The organism is Leptospira barantonii (assembly GCF_002811925.1).
Taxonomy (GTDB): domain Bacteria; phylum Spirochaetota; class Leptospiria; order Leptospirales; family Leptospiraceae; genus Leptospira; species Leptospira barantonii.
This window is the reverse complement of record NZ_NPDS01000010.1, coordinates 58,530-81,318: the sequence shown is the minus strand read 5'-3', so window position 1 is coordinate 81,318 and position 22,789 is coordinate 58,530. Positions and strand designations below refer to the sequence as shown.

Annotated in this window: 21 protein-coding genes; 9 read left to right on the top strand and 12 right to left on the bottom strand. The window is 45.6% G+C overall.

Annotated features, from left to right (window positions below):
* Nucleotides 1-21: 21 nt before the first annotated feature.
* Both CH367_RS19230 and CH367_RS20880 read right to left on the bottom strand, forming a co-directional pair.
* Nucleotides 22-1,053, bottom strand: a complete 1,032-nt coding sequence (locus CH367_RS19230) for a zinc-binding dehydrogenase (protein ID WP_100764123.1) — start codon at nucleotides 1,051-1,053, stop codon at nucleotides 22-24.
* A gap of 96 nt (nucleotides 1,054-1,149) precedes the next feature.
* Complete coding sequence (locus CH367_RS20880) at nucleotides 1,150-1,305, bottom strand: hypothetical protein (RefSeq protein ID WP_165783344.1); 156 nt, start codon at nucleotides 1,303-1,305, stop codon at nucleotides 1,150-1,152.
* Here CH367_RS20880 and CH367_RS19225 point away from each other — a divergent pair.
* Nucleotides 1,304-1,879, top strand: coding sequence for a PaaI family thioesterase (locus tag CH367_RS19225; protein WP_100764122.1), 576 nt, complete (start codon nucleotides 1,304-1,306; stop codon nucleotides 1,877-1,879). The two genes, CH367_RS20880 and CH367_RS19225, sit on opposite strands and share 2 nt — an antisense overlap.
* A 50-nt stretch (nucleotides 1,880-1,929) precedes the next feature.
* Here the strand turns inward: CH367_RS19225 and CH367_RS19220 are convergent, their stop codons facing one another.
* Entirely contained in the window at nucleotides 1,930-2,550 is a 621-nt protein-coding gene (locus CH367_RS19220) for a TetR/AcrR family transcriptional regulator (protein WP_100764121.1), read from the bottom strand.
* Between the two features lie 105 nt (nucleotides 2,551-2,655).
* Here CH367_RS19220 and CH367_RS19215 point away from each other — a divergent pair, with 105 nt between their 5' ends.
* On the top strand, nucleotides 2,656-3,126 hold the full coding sequence (locus CH367_RS19215; RefSeq protein WP_100764120.1) for a nuclear transport factor 2 family protein: 471 nt from the start codon (nucleotides 2,656-2,658) through the stop codon (nucleotides 3,124-3,126).
* 79 nt (nucleotides 3,127-3,205) lie between these two features.
* Here the strand turns inward: CH367_RS19215 and CH367_RS19210 are convergent, their stop codons facing one another.
* Nucleotides 3,206-5,896, bottom strand: coding sequence for a PAS domain-containing hybrid sensor histidine kinase/response regulator (locus CH367_RS19210; protein ID WP_165783343.1), 2,691 nt, complete (start codon nucleotides 5,894-5,896; stop codon nucleotides 3,206-3,208).
* A gap of 428 nt (nucleotides 5,897-6,324) precedes the next feature.
* Complete coding sequence (locus CH367_RS19200; protein ID WP_100764117.1) at nucleotides 6,325-6,645, bottom strand: DMT family transporter; 321 nt, start codon at nucleotides 6,643-6,645, stop codon at nucleotides 6,325-6,327.
* 135 nt (nucleotides 6,646-6,780) lie between these two features.
* On the opposite strand from CH367_RS19200, the gene CH367_RS19195 reads away from it, so the two are divergent.
* The 5 genes from CH367_RS19195 (at nucleotide 6,781) to CH367_RS19175 (ending at nucleotide 13,539) form a co-directional block, all read left to right on the top strand.
* Entirely contained in the window at nucleotides 6,781-7,137 is a 357-nt protein-coding gene (locus CH367_RS19195; RefSeq protein WP_125226149.1) for a hypothetical protein, read from the top strand.
* A 73-nt stretch (nucleotides 7,138-7,210) separates the two neighbouring features.
* A complete protein-coding gene (locus CH367_RS19190; protein WP_100764115.1) occupies nucleotides 7,211-8,575 on the top strand; it encodes a TolC family protein in 1,365 nt (454 codons plus the stop codon).
* Nucleotides 8,572-9,612, top strand: coding sequence for an efflux RND transporter periplasmic adaptor subunit (locus CH367_RS19185; protein WP_100764114.1), 1,041 nt, complete (start codon nucleotides 8,572-8,574; stop codon nucleotides 9,610-9,612). The genes CH367_RS19190 and CH367_RS19185 overlap by 4 nt, the downstream gene beginning before the upstream one ends.
* Before the next feature lie 3 nt (nucleotides 9,613-9,615).
* The gene (locus CH367_RS19180) at nucleotides 9,616-12,765 is read left to right on the top strand and encodes an efflux RND transporter permease subunit (protein ID WP_100764113.1); all 3,150 of its coding nucleotides are present in this window, start codon (nucleotides 9,616-9,618) and stop codon (nucleotides 12,763-12,765) included.
* Between the two features lie 99 nt (nucleotides 12,766-12,864).
* Nucleotides 12,865-13,539 carry a glutathione S-transferase family protein gene (locus CH367_RS19175; RefSeq protein ID WP_100764112.1) on the top strand — a complete coding sequence of 225 codons (675 nt, stop codon included), beginning with the start codon at nucleotides 12,865-12,867 and terminating at the stop codon, nucleotides 13,537-13,539.
* A gap of 15 nt (nucleotides 13,540-13,554) precedes the next feature.
* On the opposite strand, the gene CH367_RS19170 is transcribed toward CH367_RS19175, so the two are convergent.
* From CH367_RS19170 to CH367_RS19140, 7 genes are all read right to left on the bottom strand, one after another.
* Complete coding sequence (locus tag CH367_RS19170; protein ID WP_100764111.1) at nucleotides 13,555-15,684, bottom strand: sensor histidine kinase; 2,130 nt, start codon at nucleotides 15,682-15,684, stop codon at nucleotides 13,555-13,557.
* A 116-nt stretch (nucleotides 15,685-15,800) separates the two neighbouring features.
* Nucleotides 15,801-16,535: a histidine phosphatase family protein gene (locus CH367_RS19165; protein ID WP_100764110.1), complete on the bottom strand. Its 735-nt coding sequence runs from the start codon at nucleotides 16,533-16,535 to the stop codon at nucleotides 15,801-15,803.
* Nucleotides 16,536-16,541: 6 nt separating this feature from the next.
* The gene (locus CH367_RS19160; protein ID WP_100764109.1) at nucleotides 16,542-16,937 is read right to left on the bottom strand and encodes a DUF6285 domain-containing protein; all 396 of its coding nucleotides are present in this window, start codon (nucleotides 16,935-16,937) and stop codon (nucleotides 16,542-16,544) included.
* Nucleotides 16,927-17,967, bottom strand: a complete 1,041-nt coding sequence (locus CH367_RS19155; protein ID WP_100764108.1) for a phosphotransferase family protein — start codon at nucleotides 17,965-17,967, stop codon at nucleotides 16,927-16,929. The genes CH367_RS19160 and CH367_RS19155 overlap by 11 nt, the downstream gene beginning before the upstream one ends.
* Nucleotides 17,968-17,987: 20 nt before the next feature.
* Complete coding sequence (locus CH367_RS19150; protein ID WP_100764107.1) at nucleotides 17,988-19,163, bottom strand: acyl-CoA dehydrogenase family protein; 1,176 nt, start codon at nucleotides 19,161-19,163, stop codon at nucleotides 17,988-17,990.
* Between the two features lie 80 nt (nucleotides 19,164-19,243).
* Nucleotides 19,244-19,543, bottom strand: a complete 300-nt coding sequence (locus CH367_RS19145; RefSeq protein WP_100764106.1) for an ArsR/SmtB family transcription factor — start codon at nucleotides 19,541-19,543, stop codon at nucleotides 19,244-19,246.
* Nucleotides 19,540-20,658 carry an SMP-30/gluconolactonase/LRE family protein gene (locus CH367_RS19140; RefSeq protein WP_100764105.1) on the bottom strand — a complete coding sequence of 373 codons (1,119 nt, stop codon included), beginning with the start codon at nucleotides 20,656-20,658 and terminating at the stop codon, nucleotides 19,540-19,542. The genes CH367_RS19145 and CH367_RS19140 overlap by 4 nt, the downstream gene beginning before the upstream one ends.
* 334 nt (nucleotides 20,659-20,992) lie before the next feature.
* Between CH367_RS19140 and CH367_RS19135 the strand changes: the two genes are divergently transcribed.
* Entirely contained in the window at nucleotides 20,993-21,607 is a 615-nt protein-coding gene (locus tag CH367_RS19135) for a Crp/Fnr family transcriptional regulator (protein WP_100764104.1), read from the top strand.
* Nucleotides 21,604-22,779: an acyltransferase family protein gene (locus CH367_RS19130; RefSeq protein WP_100764103.1), complete on the top strand. Its 1,176-nt coding sequence runs from the start codon at nucleotides 21,604-21,606 to the stop codon at nucleotides 22,777-22,779. The genes CH367_RS19135 and CH367_RS19130 overlap by 4 nt, the downstream gene beginning before the upstream one ends.
* The last annotated feature ends 10 nt before the right edge of the window (nucleotides 22,780-22,789 follow it).

Here is a 22,789-nt window from a genome sequence, read left to right as displayed (position 1 = left end):
TCTTTTTTACGAAATTCGAACTCAAGGTTCTATGATAAACCGGATCGGATTTCCCTTTCTTTCGTCGAGAGCCTCGAGACATTCATTCAATTCTTCTAATGAATGATGCGAAGTGATGGAATTCGTAAGATTGATCTTTCCCTTAAGATAAAGATCGATCAACTCCGGAATGGCTCTTCGATCGGAACCGTACGAACCGGAAACGGAAATCATCTTTTCGATCAATATAAAAGGAATCTGAAACTTCAACGGTTGTCTTCCGATTCCGACAAGAACGATTCTTCCTCCCGGATTCATGGCGCGAAGAGATTCTTCCACGTTGGACATATAACCCGAAAAATCCGCGAGAAGATCCACTCCGTTTGAAACTTCCTTCAAAGCCTTTCCGGGATTTCGAACCTCTTTCAAATTGATAATCTCATCGGCTCCGTATTTCGCCGCATTCTCCAGCGGACCTTTGTCTACGTCGAGCGCAATCACCTTCCCGCTCGTCAAAGCCCTCGCGACAGCAACCGCGTGGATTCCAAGTCCGCCACAACCGAAGATCGCAACCGTATCTCCGTCCTTGATATTCCCACGATAACGAATCGCGTGATACGGTGTGGAAACCGCATCGGCAAGAATCGCTCCCTGATCAAAAGGAATCGCTTCCGGCAGAGAATACAAATAACGTTCTTCGACGACGTTGTATTCGGCGAAACTTCCGTCCCGATCGAATCCGAAAACGCCGAGATCCTTACAAAGATTTTCGTGACCCGCCTTACAGTAATTACATACTCCGCAGGAAGTTCCGGCCGCGATCACGACACGATCCCCTTTTTTAAAACGACTTACTTTTTCACCGATCTCTTCGACAATACCGGAAGATTCATGACCGGGAACTCTCGGAAAATGTTTACACTTGAGCGTTCCGTGAACGACGAGATGAACATCGGAGCCGCAGATTCCGCAGGCTTTGATTTTTACTTTTACCTGATCGGGTCCGAGAGACGGAACGGGAACATCCCTAATGTCTAAAATTTTTTTACCGGATTCTAAAACTGCGGCTTTCATTTTCGATTCTCCATAACAAGACGCAACGTAGATTAAGATCGATCTTGTCTCAGTCAAGGTGATTTGAACGGGAATTTACGTTCGCCTCCTCGAATTTTAAAAAATTACGATCGTAAAAACGCGTTTTAACCCGAGAATTTTTCCGGGTTTAGCACTTGAATCCAGAACCTCGGGTTTTTTCATGGAAGAAGAATCGTCCTCGATGTAAAATCGAACGATTCGATCGATAAAACTCCTTCCGGAGGAACACATGGAACCAGAGACTATCTACCGGGAGATCAAAGCCAGCCAGAACGGCCAAGATTGGCATCATAAGAATTGTTTCGGTTGTGGACCCGAAAATTCAAAAGGGATCCACGCAAGTTTTCCGTTTCACGAAGAAAGCGGAGAGGTTCGATTTCCGTTTAAAATCGAAAAGGCATTCGAAGGCGCTCCGGGTTACGCGCACGGCGGGGTTCTTGCGACTCTTCTCGACGAGGCTCAAGGAGTTCTTTGTTTTCATCTCGGACATTTTGTGATGACCGACCAGCTTTATATGCGTTATCACAAAGCGGTTCCTCTCAACGAGGAAGTGGAAGTTCGTTGTTGGGTTACGATGGTTCGTAGAAGAAGACTTTACACCAAAGCGACGATTCATCTTTCCAAAACGGGAGAACTTCTCGTTTCCTCTAAAGCGCGTTGGTATGATATGTCCGAAAGAACGATGAGAAGAATGTTCCAAGGAACCGTGTTCCCCATCGACACTCTTCTTCAGGTTTTGGAAGTCAATCAAAGACGAGGCAAGGAAATCCGTAAACGCCTCAAACTTCAAAAGGCCGCTTCCTAAAAGCGGCTTTTATTATATTCTGGTTTTATAATACAAAAATTTACAATATACTAGTCGGACCGAATCGTTTGAAACACTTGGCGAATCCAGGATTCCAAACCGTCCAAACCCGGCTTTTTGTGTTTTAAAAGAAGTCGGAAATACAATCCACCGTATAAAAGATCGATAAACCCTTCCACTTCCGAGTCGCTGACATCCGGAAATTCTCCGGTGTGTTTTCCTTGTTTGATGTATTCCACCGCGATCTTTCTTCTAGGTCTTAGATAATCGTCCTTGATCGCCTTTGCCAATTCGGCGTCGTCTTGCGCGGCTCCGATCACGGAAGATATTACCTTTCCGTAATCTCCTTGAAAGACCCCGGCCAAACCTTTCATTTGTTTGATCATTCCTTCCTCTAAAGAAAGTCCTTCCGGAAAATCCAAATAAGGACTGATTAAGGTGAGAATGGTGTTCATCGCCAAGGTCGCCTTACTCGGCCATCTTCTGTAGATCGTGGTTCTTGCGACCCCGGTTTTTTCCACAATATCGTCTATGGAAAAACCGTAAAATCCCTTCGAAGCCAAAAGTTCGAAAGTGGCCTTCAGGATGGATTCTTCGTAATCCTGGGTCCGAGGTCTTCCCCTTACGGGAGAATTTTCCTCTTTTTTGCGGGATTTCTTTTTTGCGGGCATATTTTCTTTTCTCAAAAAAACTCTTGACGGTCAAGACATTTACGATACTGCTGGTATCGAATATACGAAACTACCAGTATCGTAAATAATTCAAGGAGAATCATAATGCGCACAGCGATATCGACCCTGATCCTTTCCGGCATCTTTGCGTTCGCTCTGAGCGCCGAAAAAAAATCGAACACACCCGTCAACGTGGTGAACGGTTTCTTTTCGGCCTTCGGAAAAGGCGATCTTCCCGGTGTGATCGGCAGTTTTCACGAGAACGCATCGATCACTGCGGTGAGAAAGGCTTCCAGAAAATCCGGAGAACTCTACGGATCTTATACCGGTAAAAAAGGAGCGGAAGAATTCGTTTCCAACCTGGGAAAAACGTTCAACACGAAAGAGTTCGTGGTCGAGAACGTGATCGGAAACAAGGAAGTGGTGTTTGCAAACGGACGTTTCAAACACGAATTGAAATCCACGGGCAAAACGTATGAAAGCGACTGGGCTTTGAAATGTATCGTTAAGGACGGTAAAATTTTAGAATATCGTTTTTACGAAGATACTTCCTCGTTCGACGTAGCCAATCGTTGAGGATTTAAGATTTAGATTCGGTTTCCTTAAACCTGACCGGGCAAACAATCGAACGTGCGCCCGGTCTTTTTGAGTTATGTCAAACGCTCCAAGTTCCCGGATGAATCACCGTTTTGATTCTGTTGAGAATCTCCACGGTTAAATAAGGTTTTTGTAATACGTCTACGACTCCGGCCTTTAATAACTCGGACTTCTTTCCGGGTTCTATAAAACCGCTCGCGAGAATCGCACGGACCTCCGGATGAATCCGTTTCATCTCGTAATACATTCTATCCCCTTCGATTCCGGGAAGTCCTACGTCGGAAAGAACAAGATCGATTCGATTCCAATGAGTTCTATAAATTTCGACCGCGTCCAATCCGTTCATAGCGACCAGGACCTTGTATCCTTCCTTCTCGAGAATGGAAGTTAAAACTTCTCGCAACATATCTTCGTCTTCCACGAGTAGAATCGTTCCCGATCCCTGAGTGGAAATTTTAGAAACCGATTCTTCCTTTGTTTCTTTGGGTTCCGCTTCGCGAGTTTGTGTTTGTGCGGGCAGAAAAATTTTGAACGTGGTCCCGATTCCAAGCTCGGTATCCACTTCGATAAATCCACGATGTCGTTCCACGATTCCGTATGTCGTCGCAAGACCGAGCCCGGTTCCTCTTCCGGATTCCTTCGTCGTAAAGAATGGTTCGAAAATTCTCGCCTTGGTAAAAGAATCCATTCCGATACCGGTATCGCTTACGCTCAGTTCCAAGTAAACCGCGGCTTCCGCCTTTTCGTGTTTTCCACGTATCTCTTCGCCTTTGACGGTTTTGGTTCCGATCGTGATCTTTCCTCCGCCCGGTTCCATCGCGTCTCTCGCGTTCACACAAAGATTCAAAAGTACTTGATGAATCTGAGAATGATCCGCCAAGACCTGAGGAAGATCGCAGTTCATAGTCAAATCGACTTCGATCAACTTGGGAAATGTTTCGTCCATCAGATGCACAACTTCGAATATTACGGAATTCAAATGCACCGGCTCCAAGGTCATGTCGCCTTTTCTTGCGATCGTAAGCAACTGTCCTACCAGATCCGCTCCTCGTTTGATCGTTTTGGAGATGGCTTCCTTACTTTTGGCGAGTTTATGAACGTCCGAACCTTCGTCCTGAAGAATGGAAAGATGACAGGACATGATTCCCAAAAGATTGTTGAAGTCGTGCGCGATACCTCCGGCGAGAGTCCCCAAACTTTCCAGTTTTTGACTTCGGAACAATCGTTGTTCGAGCTGTCTGCGTTTCGTGATGTCCATGATCACACCCGCGAATCCGGCAATATTACCGTCTCTGAATATAGGTCGTACCGAAATCTGAACCCAAACCGAACCGCCGTCCTTGAGTTTCATTCTGCATTCGCACATGTCCCGGTTTCCCGAGAGCGCGGATGAGATGAGCCTTCTTGAGAATTCCCGGTCTTCCTCCAGAATCATATCCTTGAAACTGTTTCCCGTGATCGAATCCGAAGAATACCCGGTAAGCGAATGAATGATCGGACTGATATACGTCACGTTGCAGAGTACACTCGCGGAAAAGATGACGTCGTTGATGTTCTCCACGAGTTCTCTGTATTTTTGTTGTGATTCCTGAAGCGCGGCTTCGGCGTTTTTTCTTTCCGTGATCACGGTTCCGGATGCGATCAAGAATTTTACGGCTCCGGATTCGTCCCGCATGGGTTGTATTGCAAAATCGATTACGACAAATTCTCCCCCTGCAATTCGGATCTCGGTGTCGTATCGAAGAGTTTCTCCCATACAAGCTCTTTGTATGGATTCTCTAAGACGTTCTTTGCTTCGATCGGAATAGGACCACCAATACGTTTCATCGAAAGGTTTTCCCAATACGTCTTCGAATCGTAGATTGGCTACGGTCAAAGGCGCCTTGTTGACTTCGATCAAAACTCCGTCCGGTTGAATCAAACCCACGAACATGTTCGGAAGAAGACCGTCTATGATATCTCTGAGATGTTTCTGACTTTTTTTCTCCGCGTTTTCGATCCGCTTAAACTGCGTTATGTTTCTTGCAACCCAGTAGACCGTATTTTCGGAACGATAAGAAACGCTCGCTTCAAACCAAAGAACTTCTCCGTGAACTTCCAAATCGTATTCTATGTTTTGTGTTTTGCCCGTTTGTAACGTTTTGCGAATCGTGTTTTCCGCAAGGTCGGCCTTATCCGAAGCGAAAAAATCCCGAACTCGATTGCCGAGAAGTTCCGTAGGAGGTGCGGTTAAGAATTTTGCCTTTGTGGGAGCGATCTTTAAATATCTTCCTCCCGCGTCCATGACGAGAATGATGTCGGTCATCGCGGAGAACAACGCTCTTAGATCCAACTCGGAATCCTTCAAAGCGTCTTCCGCTTTTTTGCGCGCGGTGATATCTTGGGCCATCACGAGCCCGTAATCGATTTGTCCGTTTTCACTTTCGATCGGCGCGTGTTCCAGTTTGAAAATTCTTCCCATATAAGGAATTTCGATCGTAGTCGATCTTCCTTCGAGAGCCGCGTGATATAGAGGTTCGCTCAGATCGCAGATATCTTTCGGAAAAACTTCCCGCATCGTTTTGCCTTGAACGAACTCCGAGGTCAGATCGATCAGAGTAAGACCTCTTCCTTCGAAGATGATATAACGAAGATTGCGATCAAAAACGGCGACTCCTCCGTTGGGAAATTGTTTCGTGATTTGTCTGTAGAGATATTCTCGTTTTACCTTGTCCATTTCCGATCGATTCGTCTCTTCCTTCTCCAGCATTTCCAACATAACTCCTGAACCTCGGCGATAAACCGTTCGGATTAGATGAGTTTGAAATCATTCTAAACGGAACGGGAAGAATTTTCTCTCTATTTGGACGAATTAAGAAACGAAGCTAATTTTACAAACGATTCTTATCGAAACGGACTATACACTAAGACTTATTCTTTTGAAACGTTCTCTCTAATCAAATATGTCAAAAATTTGTTTCCAAAAAGGGAGAATGAAGCCCGAATCCGACGATCGATTTCCATTGACAATGAAGGAATTTAAAAGGAAGTATAAGAGGGAAAACACGGAAGAAATCCGAAGTTTACGTTCAAAAAAGAATATATAAAAATTAGAATATTCTAATTTCTTAAATCGAACCGAAGACGGATCGTTTTGATCGAAGCCGATCCGTCGGTACCCGGTTGTTTCGATCGGCCTTATTCGGAAACCAGAAATTTAAGACCTAAGACGGACAAAATCAAAGTGGAAAGAAAAAATCCTCTCCAAAAATCGATCGGTTCTCCGTGAAAAAAGATTCCCACAAGAACGGTTCCCACCGCACCTAAACCGGTCCAGATCGCGTAACCGGTTCCCATAGGAATCGTTTGAATCGCTTTATTCAAAAAAACCAAACTGAGTACAGCAGAAACGACGAATCCGCCGGTCCATGTCGGTTTAGAAAAGTTATCGGACAACTTCAGACAAGTCGTAAATCCGATCTCGAATGCGGAAGCGATGATGAGATAGATCCAAGCCATAACTCCACGCTTTTTTACGTTAGAAAGACATCAACTCATTAACCTTCGAACCGACTAAAGCTTCTTTCAACTTTAGAATCGAGACAAACAACAAAGTTCTTTTCAAAATCCGTCGTTCTATTGAAATCGTTCCGTATGAAACAAACCGGATGGATACGCAATTGTGCGCGCTTCTTGTTGCCGGTTTTCTTTTTATATCTTCTTTCGTTCACGTTTACCGATTGCGAAAACGCGGAATACTCCGGTGTTTCGGCGAAACTCGGAGCGGTTCAAGCTGGCAAAAGCAAACTTCCCTCCCGTTCTTTCGAAGGGGAAGAAAACGAAACTTCTCCCTTTTGGCTTGAGGATTCCGTAGAATCCGAGACAGCGAAAGCGGAATATCTTCCGATCCAATCCGAATTTAAAAACGAGTCCACCGATTCAACTCTTGAGACCGGTTCCGACTTCAGACTTTCACATTTTCTAATCAACCTTCCGCCTCCGATTTCCTGAAATTTATGACTCGCAGACTTCTTCTTTTTTGATAGAATCTGCTCTCTTTCAAAAAGTTATTTCGGAGCCGATTATGTGCGCATCGACACAACGCGTCGTTTTTATTCGTATTCTTCAGTTTATTATGTTATTCTTTTTTACGTTCGAGATTTTTTCCCAAGGAAACGAAAGCCCTTTGGCTTTTTTCGGCGATCCGATCGTTAAGGAAGAATCCGATTCTCCCGTACGGGTTAGAATCGATTTGAAAAAAGCGGAGGAAACTTTTCTAAGAAACAATCTTTCGCTTCTCGCAAAACGTCTCGAAGTGGAAGCGTCGAAGGCGGAGATCATACAAACCCGTCTTTGGGACAACCCGGTCGTTTCCGTGGATCAAAACGCATACAATCAAAACACGGGACAATATCTGGACGCTTCCAAAAACGGTCAGACCGCGATTCAGATCGAACAACTTTTCGTATTAGCGGGAAAACGCGATAAACGAATTCGACTCGCTCAGTGGAACGCGAACACGGGAGAACAGGACTTTTACGATCTTCTGCGAACTTTGAAATTGGAACTCAGGGTTACGTTCTATAAACTATTCTATCTTAAAAAGTCCTTGGAATTTTTCGATGAAAACATCCGATCGATCCGCAAGACGATTCAAAGTTCGGAAGCGGTTTATAAAAATCGGGACATTCTTCTCTCCGAGGTATTGCGTCTCAAGTCCATTCTTTTCCGTTTGGAAACGGACCGCTCCGAGATCGTAACCGGTATAATAGAAAAAGAGAATATTCTAAAACTGTTACTCAACGAACCCGAGTATTCGGACGTGGTATTCGAGATCGAGACCGTCGGTCCCGAAGAAAAACGAAATCCGATTCTTGCCAAAAGCGCTCAGGAACTCCTTTCCATCGCTTATGAAAAAAGACCGGACCTAAAAGCCTTGGAATTCGGCATCAAAGCGGAACAAACGAATCTTGCGTTACAAAGATCTCTCGCCGTTCCGGATCTAAAACTCGGAGGCAATTGGGATCGCGCGGGAAACTACATCAACAACTACTACGGAGTAACTGTTTCTATGGCGATCCCCACCTTCGACCGCAATCAGGGGAATATTAGAGAATCCGAATTGGTTCTCGCGGCTAAAAAGACGAAGTATGAGGAAAAAAGAATCAAGATCAGAGCCGAAGTTCTTTCCGCGGTGGGCAGAGCGAAGGAGAAGGAAAGACTACTTTCGGAATATAAGGAATCCTTTACGAAGGATTATCAGAATTTGGCGGGTTTAATGGTTGAGAATTATAGAAAGAAGTATTTAACGATTTTGGAATTTGCGGATTTTTTCGAGGCTTACAGCGACAGCTTTTTGAAAATGATCCGTCTTCAATCGGATCGGATAGAAAGTACGGAATCGGTAAACTACACGTTAGGCGGAACCATATTGGAGATCGGTAAATGATTTTTAAGAATCTATTCCATTCCTTCGTCTCCTTTTATCAAAAACGCCCGAGAATCGTTTTGATGGGTTCCGTTTTGCTTCTTACCCTTGCGATCTTTCTTCAAAACTGGAACACTTCCCGAAAAGCGCAGGAGCACTGGAAGTTGGAAAAGGCGAGAAGTCCTCGCGTGACGGAAGCCGGAGCCAGAATCGAATTTCCGAAAGAACATCCCGGACTTGCGCGTCTTGTGTATCAAAAGATCGGAAAGGGAAACGCCGCGTTCTCCGTAATCGCTTCCGCAAGAGTGATCGCAAGCATCAACACTTCGGTCAACTCGGGAGAACGATTGATTCTCTTCGATTCCGGAGAAACGACTCATCTTTATTCCGAATACAAACGCACACGCGCAGTCGCCTCGAAGGGTTATAAGGATTTGGCGAGAATCAAAGATATGTATGTCAACCAAGCCGCAACAAGAAGGGACGTTACCGAAGCGGAATCCAACTTCGCGGTTGCCAAGGCTGAATCCGCGGAAGCCGAATCCAAATTGAGAACGATCGGTTTTAATCCGAAGGAGCTTGATGCCGTTTCCGGTTCGGGCTCTTCATATTGGATCATCTGCGACGTTCCCGAATCGCAACTCAGCGAAGTGGAAAACGGAGAAGAGGTGAAGATTCAATTCTCATCCTTTCCCGGAAAGATATTTCTTGGTAAAGCGGAAGCGGTGGGAGAAGTGATCGATCCCGTTTTAAGAGCGGTAAAGGTTCGAGTCACTTTAAAAAACACGAAGGAAAGAATTCTTCCCGGTATGTTCGCAAGAGTGGATTTCGGAGATCCCCGTTCCTCGGTGCTTGCGATTCCGAACCAGGCGATCGTTACCGTGGATGAAAAACATTACGTTTTTCTAAAGGAAGACGAGCATTCCTTCCGTAGAAAACAAGTCGTATTGGGTTCTTCCGGAGACGAAAGAACGATCGTCAAGGACGGTTTATCCGAAGGCGACGAGATCGTGATCGACGGGGCCATTCTCCTCAAAGGAATCAGTTTCGGGTTTTAAACGATGATCGACAGGCTGATAGAATTCTCCCTTACAAAAAGAATCCCCACAGTTTTACTAGCGTTATGCGTGCTTGGAATCGGAATCTGGTCCTGGACCACGCTAAAAAAGGAAGCCTATCCCGACGTCGGTGACACGCAGGTTACGGTCATCGCCTTGTTGTCGGGTAAGGCCGCGCTTGAAGTGGAAAGACAGGTCACTCTTCCTCTGGAAAGAGAACTCAACACGGTTCCTTACGTATTAACGAGAAGATCCAAAACGATCTTCGGTTTGAGCGTTTTGCAGATGATCTTCGAAGACGGGGTCAGCGACTTTACCGCAAGACAACTCGTCTTGGAAAAAATCAGAGACGCGGATCTTCCCGAAGAAGCCGATCTTTCTTTGGCCCCTCTTACCGGTCCCGTGGGAGAAGTGTTTCGTTATACGATCGAGGCCGGGGAGGAATGGACCGGCATGGACCTAAGAACGATCCAAGACTGGGTTGTGGTTCCCGCCTTACGTCAAGTAGGCGGTGTTGCGGACGTGATCAACTTCGGAGGTCTGGTCAAACAATATCATATCATCACTTCCCCCAATCGGATCTATCGTTACAATCTTTCTCTACAGGACGTCATAGAAGCGGTCTCTTCGAATAACAGAAATACCGGAGGTCATACCCTTACAAGAGGGGATCAGAGTTTCGCCGTACGCGGGTTAGGTGCGATTCAAAACGCGGACGACATCCGAAACACGGTGGTCACGTCGTCGGGTGGAACTCCGATTTACATCGGCAATCTCGCTTCCGTCGAAGAATATCCGAAACGACCCGACGGAATTTTCAGTTATGCGATCCGAGATCCGGATTCTTCAAAAATCAAACTGAGGGAATCGGGTGTTCAGGGTTTAATCGCGATGCGAAGAGGAGAAAACGCGTCCGAGGTCGTGACCCGCGTTAAGAAAAAAATCGAAGAGATCAATCGAAACTATTTACCGGAAGGAATTCGTTTGACGGCGACCTATGACAGAAGCGATCTCGTAAACTATACGGTAAGAACGATCTCAAGAACCCTATTCGAAGGAGTGAGCATCGTCGTTCTCGTTTTGATCTTTTTTATAGGAAGTGTACGATCCGCGTTAGTCGTCGCTTGCACCATTCCTCTTTCCCTTTTGTTCGCGTTTTCTATGATGAAAATCACGAACATACCGGCGAACCTACTATCCTTGGGGGCGATCGATTTCGGAATCATCGTGGACGGTGCGGTCGTGATCGTGGACAATATTTCGCGAAGATATAAGGAAGCGAAGGAAAAAAAGAATTCCGGTCTTTCGTATCGCGAGATCGAAACCCTTACGATCGATTCTACAAAGGAAGTCGGGACGGAAATTTTCTTTTCCATCTCCATTATCATTCTTGCATATTTACCGATTTTCACCTTTCAAAGAATCGAGGGAAAACTATTCTCCCCTATGGCGTTTACGCTCGCGTATGCGATCCTTGGAAGTATGCTCATCGCGTTGACCTTAATTCCGGTTTTGATGACTTATCTTTATAGAACGAAGTTGGAAAGTAAGGGAAACGATTCTTTGGAATGGCAGAATCCGATCTTTCTTCGAATTCGCGATTTTTATTCCCTGTTTCTGACCGAACGATTGATGAATCCGAAACGGGTCGCGGCTTCCGCTTTGATTCTAATTTTAGGGATCGGAGGATTTTCCTTTTTTAAATTAGGAACCGAGTTTCTTCCGGAATTGGACGAAGGTTCGATCAATATCCGTTGTTTTCTTCCCGTCGGCGTTTCTTTGAGAACGTCGGAAAAATACGTTCCGATTCTCAGGAGCTCGATTTTGAAACACGAACAGGTTTCTTCGGTGCTTACTCAACTCGGAAGAAACGACGAAGGAACCGATCCGTACGGCCCGAACCGTTTGGAAATTCTGATCAGCTTAAAGGATTATTCGAATTGGAAAGAAAAAATTTCTAAAGCGGAACTTCTTCACAAGATCAAAAAGGATCTTCAGGAAATTCTTCCCGGCGCGAGTTTTCTTTTTTCACAACCGATTTTGGACAACGTCACCGAAGCGGTTACGGGTAGCGTTTCCGATCTCGCCATTCTCATCAACGGAGAAGACTTAAACACTCTGAGAAGTTTAGGGAAAGAAATTCTTTCCGTCGTTTCCGAAATTCCGGGCGCAACCGAATCCGGAATCGAACAGGAAGGAGATCAAGCTCAACTCACGATCGAAATCGATCGCAAACAATCCGCGAGATACGGAATCAACGCGTCCGAAATTTTGGATACGATGGAAGCCGCGATCGGAGGTAAGGAAGTCGGAATTCTTTACGACGGTTCGAAAAGATTCGAAATCATCGTACGATATACGAACGACTTTCGTTCTTCGATCGACTCGGTGCATACGTTACTCGTCACCGGACCCGGAGGTGCGAGAATTCCTCTCGCAGAACTTGCAAAGATAGAATTCAAAGACGGTCCCACCATCATCCAAAGACAGGACGGTAAAAGACAAATTTCCGTGAGAACTAACGTAAGAGGAAGGGATCAGGGAAGTTTTGTCGCGGAGGCGAAGGACAAGGTCGCCGAAAAGATAAAAATCCCAGAAGGAATCGACATTCACTGGGGAGGTCAGTTTGAAAATCTTCATAGAGCGGTTTTACGTCTTCGATTCGTGATCCCGTTGACTCTACTTGCAATTTTTATAATACTCTATACGATGTTCCGAAGTCCCCGTATGGTTCTTTTGGCGATGTCCGGGATTCCGATTTCGATCAGCGGCGGATTGTTGGCCCTTCTTTTACGAGGAATGAACTTTTCCGTTTCTGCGGGTGTGGGTTTTATTTCTCTCTTCGGAATATCGACGATGACCGGGGTTCTTTTTATATCAAGATTATTGCATGTAATTGAAAAACGAGGCGTAAAGGATCTGAAAACCTCCGTTCTCGAAGCCGCGGTGATCCAACTCAGACCGAGAATCATGACCATTCTTCTCGCGCTTTTGGGTTTGATTCCCGCGACGATCGCAAGCGGAATCGGCTCGGATATACAAAGACCGCTCGCTACCGTCATCGTGGGCGGCTTAAGTTTGGAACTTCTCGTCACTTTGATTTACATTCCGTCCCTGTTTTATCTTTCGGAAAGAGGAAAAGGAATCGGATAATTCTTTGCAATTGGGAATCGGATGGGGAACTTCTTGTAAGTTTTTTATTTACAATCGAAGACTCAGAAGTCTAATACCCAATAATACGGAGAAAACACTGTGATCGAGTTATATTCAGCTTCCACACCCAACGGAAGAAAAGTTTCCATTATGCTGGAAGAATTAGGAATTCCTTATACGGTTCACCCGATTGATCTCGGCAAACTGGAACAAAAACAGGATTGGTTTTTGAAGATCAATCCGAACGGAAGAATTCCCGCAATCATCGACAAGGACAACGGAGACTTCGCGATTTTCGAATCGGGCGCGATTCTAATCTACCTCGCCGAAAAAACCGGTAAACTTCTGCCGAAAGACGTGAAGGAAAAAAGTACGGTTCTTCAGTGGCTTATGTTTCAGATGGGCGGGGTCGGTCCGATGCAGGGACAAGCCGGAGTATTTTTGAAATACGCTCCCGAAAAAATCCCGTTCGCAATCGCGCGTTATCAAAACGAAACGAAAAGACTTTATGCGGTTTTGGATCGAAGACTCGCCGAAAGTAAATTTTTAGGCGGGAAAGAATTGTCCATCGCGGACATATCGACCTGGCCTTGGGTGAACGTACACGATTACGTGGAAATTTCTTTGGACGAGTTTCCGAATCTCAAACGATGGGAAGAGGAACTTTCAAAACGTCCCGCGTTCATCAAAGGAATGGACATTCCGAATAAGGTGGATCACAAAGCCGACGCGGAGGAAATCAAAAAGAAAGCGCAGGCTATGTTAGGAAAGTAGAATTTTCTAATATTCTTATGGGACCTGATTTTCGGATTGTTCGGAAATCGGTTCCGCTACGGGAAGAATCACGTAGAAAGTCGTTCCCTTTTCCGAGGTTTCGAAGAAGATCTTTCCGTTGTGATCCTCCACGATTCTTCTGCATATATCCAACCCCAATCCCGTTCCCGCTCCCGAAGGTTTTGTTGTGAAAAAAGGTTCGAAGATCCGATCCCGTATCGTGTCCTCGATTCCGGTTCCGCTGTCTTCGATCGCGATCTCCCAACCCATCGGTCTTTTCTTACAGGAAATTTTCATTCTTCCCTTATAACTCATCGAATAAAGCGCGTTGCCGATGAGGTTCGTCCAAACCTGCGTGAGCGCTTCCGTGTTTCCCCAAACGTGAGACGCGTCCGGCATATCCCGAACGATTTCCACTTGGGTTTTGTATTTGGAATAATAAAGAGTGAGCACCGTCTCCAATTGTTTACGGACGTCGACCGGTCCCATCGTGGTTCCGGTTCTATCCTTATACGTATATTCTTTGAGAGCTTGTATCACGAGTGAGGCTTTTTCCGCGGCCTTCTCGATTGTAAAACTCGCGCGAGCGATTCCCGATAAGGAAAGTGCGTTTTGTGCGATCGTTAAGAATTTATCTTTCTGCGTGACGTTCTTAAAAATTTCGGAAACGTCTTCGGAATCCAATCCGAGATCCGTAAGAATATCGGCCAAACGCAACGCTTCGGAAATTCCGAGTTCGTTTAACAAACCGGCGATCCTTTTTCTTTTCGCCCTTTCCTCTTTCGTATCGTAGAATTCCCTTTGTGAAATCCCTTTGGAAAAGAGTTTTTCCCAAATCGTTTTTTCATCTTCGTCGAACTTGGAATAATTTCTCAAAAGGGTTTCCCAGGAATTGGACAACACCGATCGGATTCCTTCGTTGGAGGACACGATGGCGCCTAACGGAGTATTGAGTTCGTGCGCGATTCCAGCTACGAGTTGTCCGAGCACGGCCATCTTTTCGGATCGTATGAGTTGTTTTTGCGCGCTTCTCAGGTCTTCGATCGCACGGATGACTTGTTCGTTTTTGGAAACAAGATATTGATTCACGGTTCTTAATTCTTCCGTTCTTTTGGCGACGATTCCTTCGAGTCCCTCGTTGATCAAACGGATCTTTTGTTCCGCGTCAGTCATCTCCTTTACGAGAAACGTTTGTCTCACGCTTGCGATCACGACAACGATCGTCGTTCCGGTCCACGCTACGATTCGAACCCCTTCCGGCAAACCCGCGAGAGTTCCCGCGAGTACGATCGTAATCGAGCTCGCGACTATTTCAAACAATGGTAATAAACGTAGTGCCGCTTCGAACCTTCTTCCCCAAATCGGATGATCGTTGAATTTCGGAACCCAGGTCAGGGCGCCGTAACCCAAGATCAAAGCCGCGATTGAAAAACCCGCGTTGAGTAAGGTTCCGTCCGGAGGAATTTCCACGATGAAGAACGCGTTCCACAATAACCAACAAAGACCGGTTCCTCCCATTCCGAGAATGAACGCGAACCAAGACGTATCGGGCCGCAATCTTAGAAGAGGTATGAGAAGAATTCCCAAAGCGGACGCGGTCAAAAACGAAACCGGATGATTGATCAAGGGAAGAAGCTGGGGAATTCCCACACCTTCCCTTTGCGGAAGATACAACGCGAGTGAAAAGGTAAGAATGGCGGTGATTAGACCCAACGCGTCTAGAACCGCCGCTCGGATTCTATTTCGATCACATTCAATAACTATAATAGAATATCCGATGACAAAACTCGGAGCGACCCAGGGAAATAGATAATCGCTCGGAGTGGGAGTAACGTAGTAATCGAGATAAACTTGAATGGCCCAAGAAAGTTGACCGAGGGCGTTTGCGGTAAGACCGAGAGCGAACCAAAGTCTAAAACGATGGATTCCGCCTTCGACCGCGAAATATCCGAGCCAAGCAAGAATCGCCGCGCAGAGATACGAAATGGTCCAGTGAACGTTGTCTATGAGTCTGTCGACGTTTCTTTCTTCGTAATGATAATTTGCGAAGAAGGATACGAATACCAAGATCGTGCTGATCCAGAAAATCCATAACCCGATTTTGGTTAAGGAAGAGGATCGAGAATGACTTTTTGAACTTGTCATCAATCGCTCGTGAACGACGGACAGTATAGACGTTAAGCGGTCGCACCGTCGATCTCTTTTCTCGTTATAAGACTCTCAAAAACGGAATCTTACGTAAATATTCTTCGGAATTCGTTTTAAAACAGCGTTCTATCGGATTTATCGGGAAGATGCGGCGCCCCGTTTATGGAAACGGGAAGATATTTCCCTCTCACCCAGCGAAAGGTACTTAAGGAAGTATTCCAGATCCAAGGCATCCAGGAAAAATTATCCTCGTCCTGACGTAAAAAACGATGGAGCACGAGAGAGATCGGAGTTCCGGAAGTGAAGATAAAGCTTCTTTCTTGATCCGCCGGAGAAAACCATACATTAGAAGAATGGAATACTCTTTCTTCGAAGTGTTTATACGTTTCGATTCCTTCCGGAGTTTCCGTTCCTTCTCTCCAAAATTTTAGAATCTCTTCCGTAAGTTTAAAGAACAACGCCGCGGATCGGATTCCGCCTTTGAGTCTTACTTTGGAAAATTGAGAAAATGTTTTTGCGAACTCCGGTTTTCTCGAAGCGAGAAGTTTGGAATAGGAACTCCAAAGTTCGGCTGAGAATTCGTTCCAACCCGCGTCTCGATTTATAAACGACTCGGATTTAAAATGATCCCGTTGTCCGATCACGGAAATCGCACCTTCCATAAAAGAATCGGCGGTTTCCAAATGCCTTCGAAGAGTTCCCGTAACGATTCGATCGGGAACGTCTCCGTTTTGTGCCATGAACTTTCCGAGTTCATAAGCCTGCTTCTTTCCGTGCGGAGTCAGAAGATCGTAGTTTTCACCTTGAGAATTTGCCTGACCGTGACGGATCAGATGAATCACCGACATGAGCGACTAACTTTCCGTAGAAAATCTCGGATTGGTGACTTCCACCTTTTCCCGAACGGTTTCTTTTACGTGATTCCAATATTCGGCGTCTTCGATGGAAAGTTTTTCCTTACGGATCTTATCGCGCAGTTCGACGTTCCAGGAATGAGCGAGATTTTTTTTCTCGTTTAATGTGATCGGAAGGGAAGAATTCTTTTTCAACAATCGAACGAGACGGGCAAGTTCCTGATCCAGCAATTCTTCGCCGGAACGGATTTCCCTCGATACGACTCCGAGCATATTCCAACTTACTAATGTTTTATAGGATAAAAGATCCTTATCCTTGAATTGAGGAAGAACTTCCTTCATTAGAAAATCCTGAATTGCTTCGAGTAAGTCCGTGGACGTCGGTTTATCCTGCATTTTCTATGATCCTCATCGCTTCGTATTCCATTTCGCAGGCCCTTCTTCCGATCGCCGCGAGTTCGATTCCTTTGTCCTTTCCGGAAAGATGTCTTTCGGCCTGACCGATACATCCGATCGCCCAACGAAGATTTCCCATCACTTCCCAATACGTGACCATCGCGGGATCCAGTTTAACACCGGAAGCCTTTTCATAGGCTTCGTAAAATTCCGTACGATCCGCAAAGCCGCCCGCTTCTTTGTTGAGTTTTCCAAATCTCCAATCGCGCATACAAAGCCAGGTAAGATCTTCGTGACGATCTCCCCAATGCGCAAACTCCCAGTCCACGATTCCCTGAAGACCGTCCGGCGTTACCATAAAATTTCCGGTTCTAAAATCACCGTGTATTAATACGACATCGTCCGAAGGTTTCGCTTTTTTTTCCAACCAGTTGAGAATCATCTCCATAGCCGGATAACTTTCCGTCATTCTTTCCAACTCCAATCGAAGAGAATGAATCGATCCGGTTGCGACGATCCTGTCGTTCGGGTCCTGACCCATCCACAAAGTTTTGCGGAGTTTTTCATCCTTACAATCCGAAGGTTTTACGGAATGAAGTTTGGCGAGGTTCTCGGCGAGATCCGTCGAGAGCGACTTACGCATTTTGTTAAGCGAAGGATCCTTTACGACGTATCTTCCCGTAGCTTTGCCGGAAATTTTCTGCATAAAGTAAAACGGACTTCCTGTAACTCCCCGATCTGTTTCCAACCAGAAAGGTCGAGGTGTGTTTACGCCCGCCTTGTATGCAAGATCGCAAACGCCGAACTCGTCTTCCCTACTTAAGGAAGCGAGTAAGGCCGCGCCTTTGTCCGTTCGAAACACGGTGTCATACGAACCCTTTTCGGGGCCGTCCATTACCTGAACCTGTGCGGAAAAATTTTCCTGACAGGCCCCGCCGCTCAGAGAAACCATAGAATGGATCTCCGTTTTTCCCTTCAATCTTCCGGAAAGATAACCTTCCAGTGCGTTTTTTAATTCGGTGTCGTTCATAATATTCTTTTATTCTAATATTAAAAATCGTTTTTGCCGCTGACCAGATTTCTTCCGATCACCATTTTGTGAACCTCGCTCGGTCCGTCCGCGATTCTCGCGGCTCTCGCGTCCCTGTAAAAGAGTTCGAGTTTCATATCCCTTCCGTAACCGTGTGATCCGCAGATTTGAATCGCACGATCGATCACCTTACAAAGAGTTTCGGAAACCTGCCACTTGGCCATCGAGATGATCTGTCGTGCGTCTTCTCCCGATCTCAAAGTATGAGCGGCCTTTAAGGTAAGCATATAACCCGATTCGATTTCAAGCGCGGATTCCGCGAACATCCATTGAATTCCCTGATGATCCGCGATTCTCTGACCGAAAACTTCTCGTTTGATCGCGTATTCCCTCGCGATTTCCATCGATCTTCTTGCGAGACCGATCCATCGCATGCAGTGTGTTAGGCGAGCAGGGCCCAGACGCTCCTGAGACCATTTAAAACCTTCTCCCACTCTTCCCAAAATCGCGGACTCGGGAACACGAACGTTTTCGAATTTTAATTCGCAGTGACCGCCCGGTCCGTGAGAACCCATCACTCCGATTTCTCTCACCATCGTATAACCAGGCGCGTCGGTCGGGACGAGAAACATAGTCGTTCTTCGAAAAGAATCCGCGACCTTGGACATCACGATGAGAAAACCCGCGCCGTTAGCTCCGGTGCAATACCACTTGTGTCCGTTGATGATATAATCGGTTCCGTCTTTCACCGCATTGGTGGTCAACGTTTGCGGATCGGCTCCCGCACCCGGTGGAGGTTCGGTCATAGCGAATGCGGAACGAATTTTTCCTTCCACAAGAGGATGATAGTATTTTTTCTTTTGTTCTTCGTTGGCCGCGATATGAAGAAGATGCATGTTACCTTCGTCCGGTGCGTCGCAGTTACAAAGATAAGGAGCGATCGGAGAACGTCCGAGTTCGGAAAAGATGATCGCGGTTCCGACCATGTCCAACCCGAGACCACCTTCGGACTTGGGAAGATGCGGAGTCCAAAGACCGAGTTCCTTCACTTTTTTTCTGAGTTCTTCGGTGATTTTTTCGGGCATTCTCCCGTGATCGTAATCGTAATGAGTTTCTGCGGGAATCGCGTAAGTCTCCACGAAATCCCGAATCTTTTTTTTGATCTCTTCGACTTCCTTAGGTATCGTAAAATCCATTCTCCATCTCCTTAAAAGACATACGTGCGATTCTTTCTATATATCGATATGTTGACACTCATCGACATATTACGAATCCTTCAAGATTCCAAAAATTTTACAACCTCTTTTAGAGTGTGTACGATCAGACTTTTGTCCACCGAGTAATAGATTTCCTTTCCTTCCTTTCGGGACGAAACCAGGTTCAAAAGTTTCATCTTATTGAGATGATGCGAGATCGTCGTTCTCGATATGTCGAATTCTTTCGCGATATCTCCGGCTTTCACTTCCCTATGACAGGAAAGAATTTTCGCGATCTTCAGCTTAACCGGATCGGAGATCGCGGACATAAGCTGAAGAGTGGATTCGGTTTCGAAAGGAAATTTTTTCTTCTTTTTCATTCAATCGGTTTAGAATTTTCTAATGTTCCCGCGTGTAGCGAAGAAGGATCGAACTTATACTTTCCGATCCGATCGTTGTGAAGACTTCCCAGATACAAAAATCCGTTCTTATACTTCACGGACGTGATCGCCTTCAGATGTTTTCCGGTAGGCTCCTGAAAACTGCGAAGTGGGGTTCCATTCTCGTCCAAAAGCAAAACAAAACCGTACGGTTGAGCCTTGGGCCAAAGAAACTTAGGAAGTTTCGCGATAAAGGACTTCAATGCGGGACGAGGATGAAGAACGTTGTCCATCAAGGAATTTCTCACCGTAAAAAGGGCGAGATAAAAGGTTCCATTTCCGTCCGCGGAAATATTATCCGGAAAACCGGGAAGATTTTCGATGAAAAAATCATTCTCCCCTGCTTTGGGTCCTTTGAGCCAATATCTTCGGATTCGATATCGATAGGTTTCGTTGACCAAAACGAAGTCTTCGTTTTTGGAAAGCGCAACTCCATTAGCAAAGTATAATTCTTTTAACAAAACGGTGGTCTTACCCGTGGAAGGATCGTATTTCAAAAGTCGACCGCGTGGACGAGCCTCCATCAGATCGTAAAGATATTCCTGACTTCCGTATTTGTCCGATGCGTCCGAAAAATAAACCGTTCCGTCCTTGGCCACGTCGAGGTCGTCCGTAAATCGAAACGGAATTCCTTCGGCTTCGGTTGTGAGAACCTTCACTTCTCCCTTGGTTCCGATTTGTAAAAGTCCCTTGTCCGCGTCGGCGACGATCAAACGTCCATCCGGAAGCAACTTGCTTCCGAGCGGTCTACCCGATGTGGCGGCGTGCGCTTTCACGTTTCCTTCGGGAGAAATATGAATCACCTTTCCGTTTTCGCAGGAAGCGTAGACGTTTCCGAGATCGTCCACTTCCATATCTTCGGGTCCTTGCAATTTTCCCAAACCGATCAACTCGGCTTCGGATAAGAATTCATTGGGTGCGTAAACTCCTTCCATCGCAGGAGGAGTCGGCGGAAGATAAACAAGAGGATCGATGGGAGAAGGTTTCAAAATATAAAATACGATCCCGAGTAAAACGAGAATAAAAACAACGGCAAGAATCCGATTCCGGTTCATGCAACCTCCGTTCAAGTTCTAAGACCCCAAAAAATTATGGGAGACGGGGTGAGAGTCAACAGCAATTTCCATTCTCTACGGAGAATGAAACCTCTTAAATTTCGAGGAAGCCGTTTCGAAAAAGTCGGAACTCCGCTCGCTTTACGCCCTTCTCCATTCACGCTTTCTATAAATCGCCTAAATGAAACCGGTCCAGGATTTTAGTTGATTCCGGTTCCTAAGCCCTCCAAGCTGGTGCAGGCCTCTCTCTAAGAATTCAAATTCTAAAAAGCGATAAAGTTGATTGCGAAATTATAATTAAGGTCCGTTAAGAACTATGAAAATAACCGAATCCATGGTCCACAGGCTGGGCGTTGAGTTCAAAGAATCCGATATCATCTTTGAAGAAAATCAGGAAGCGGAAGTGATGTACCTGATCGTGAAAGGAAAAGTCGGAATTCACAAAAAAGTAAAGGAAGCCTATAAACTCCTCGTAGAATTAAAAGAGGGCGATATGTTCGGCGAAATGGCACTGATCGATAAGACGCCTCGAAGCGCAAGAGCCGTCGCGAGGACGGATGTTTCGCTTATCGCAATCAACGAAGGCGCCTTTTTCAATCTCATCCAAACGAATCCCGGATTCTCCATGAAGATCGTAAAAATTCTTTCTTCCAGACTTCGGGAAACCAACAAGACGATCGCATCGCTTTTAAAAGCGGACAAAAAGAATTTAGTGACTTCCGCGTTGATCAGTTTCTCGCAAACGAACGGACAACAAGACGGAAACAATTATCGAATTCATCTCAGCCATTTCATCAAGTGGGCGATTCTCAGAGTCGGGTTGGAACATCAAGATTTGGTGAGTTCGATCAGTCTATTAGTAAAAGATAAAATGGTGGAACAGAGAAAAGAGGATCCTTCGACCTTAATCATCCGGGAATCGCTTTTCAAATATACGGTGGATGCTTGAGCCTTACTAAGCCGACCTTGACAAAAAACCGAAAGAGACTTTTTTACTTAGACAATCTTCGTTCATTCGCTCTCTTGCTCGGACTCGTATTTCATGTGGCGATCGTTTACGCCGCTGAAATTAAATATCCTCTCCGAAACGAGGAACGATCGGAGTTCTTCGACGTGTTCGGAGAATGGGTTCATATATTCAGAATGCCCTTGTTCTTTTTTCTTTCGGGTTACTTCACCGAGGCGATCTTTCGCGCCAAGGCCCTAAAGGATTTTTTAAGAATGAGAATCTTTCGGATTTTCATTCCGACGGTGATCGGAATTCTTCTTTTTGCGCCGATGCAATCCTACATTTCGATCCTTCAATCCGGTGAACAAGTATCGTATCTTGATTTTTATTTTAGAATATTCTTAAATGGGAATATACGACCGTCTCATCTCTGGTTTTTGTACTTTCTGATCCTGTTTACGGTTTTGCACATTCTCATACGAGGAGTCACACTTCCTCTGACCGTACTTTTGAAAAAGGAACCTTCTCAAAAAGGATTCGCGCAGGAATGGAAAACGATCCTCGTTTTCACCTTTATCAGCTTTGTCGGAACATGTCTGATCAACTTCTACTATATGAAGGACGACTCCTGGTTCGCAATCGAACCCGTGAACTTCGTATATAACTACACCTTTTTTCTTTGCGGAAGTCTTTTGATCTCCAAGGAGAATCTTCTTTTGGAACCGCAATCCGATCGTTTTTGGATCTGGGCCCCTCTTGCGTTAGTCGCCTTTGGGGCGTTTTACGAAATCAGCAGGATCGATCCGTTCTGGTCTTACTTCGGCTATACCGGAAATTGGAGGAGAATTCTCCATATCCTTTTTAAATGTGCGGCCGGTTGGTTGATGATCCGTCTTTTGATCGGACTTTTTCAGAAGTTCTGCGATTTCAAAAACGATCAAACCGAATATATGAGAACCGCGAGTTTGCCGATCTATCTCGTCCATCATCCGGTTTCGCTTTTGGTCGGCTACTTCGTGGTTCATACTTCCTTGAGTCTTCCCGCGAAATTCGCACTACATCTGATTTCTGTTTTCGGAATCACATTCGCAATTTATCATTTTCTAATACGTCCGTTTCACTGGGTCAATCTGATCCTCGGAAACCAAACACAACAAAAAAAGAATCCATAACTCAGGAGTT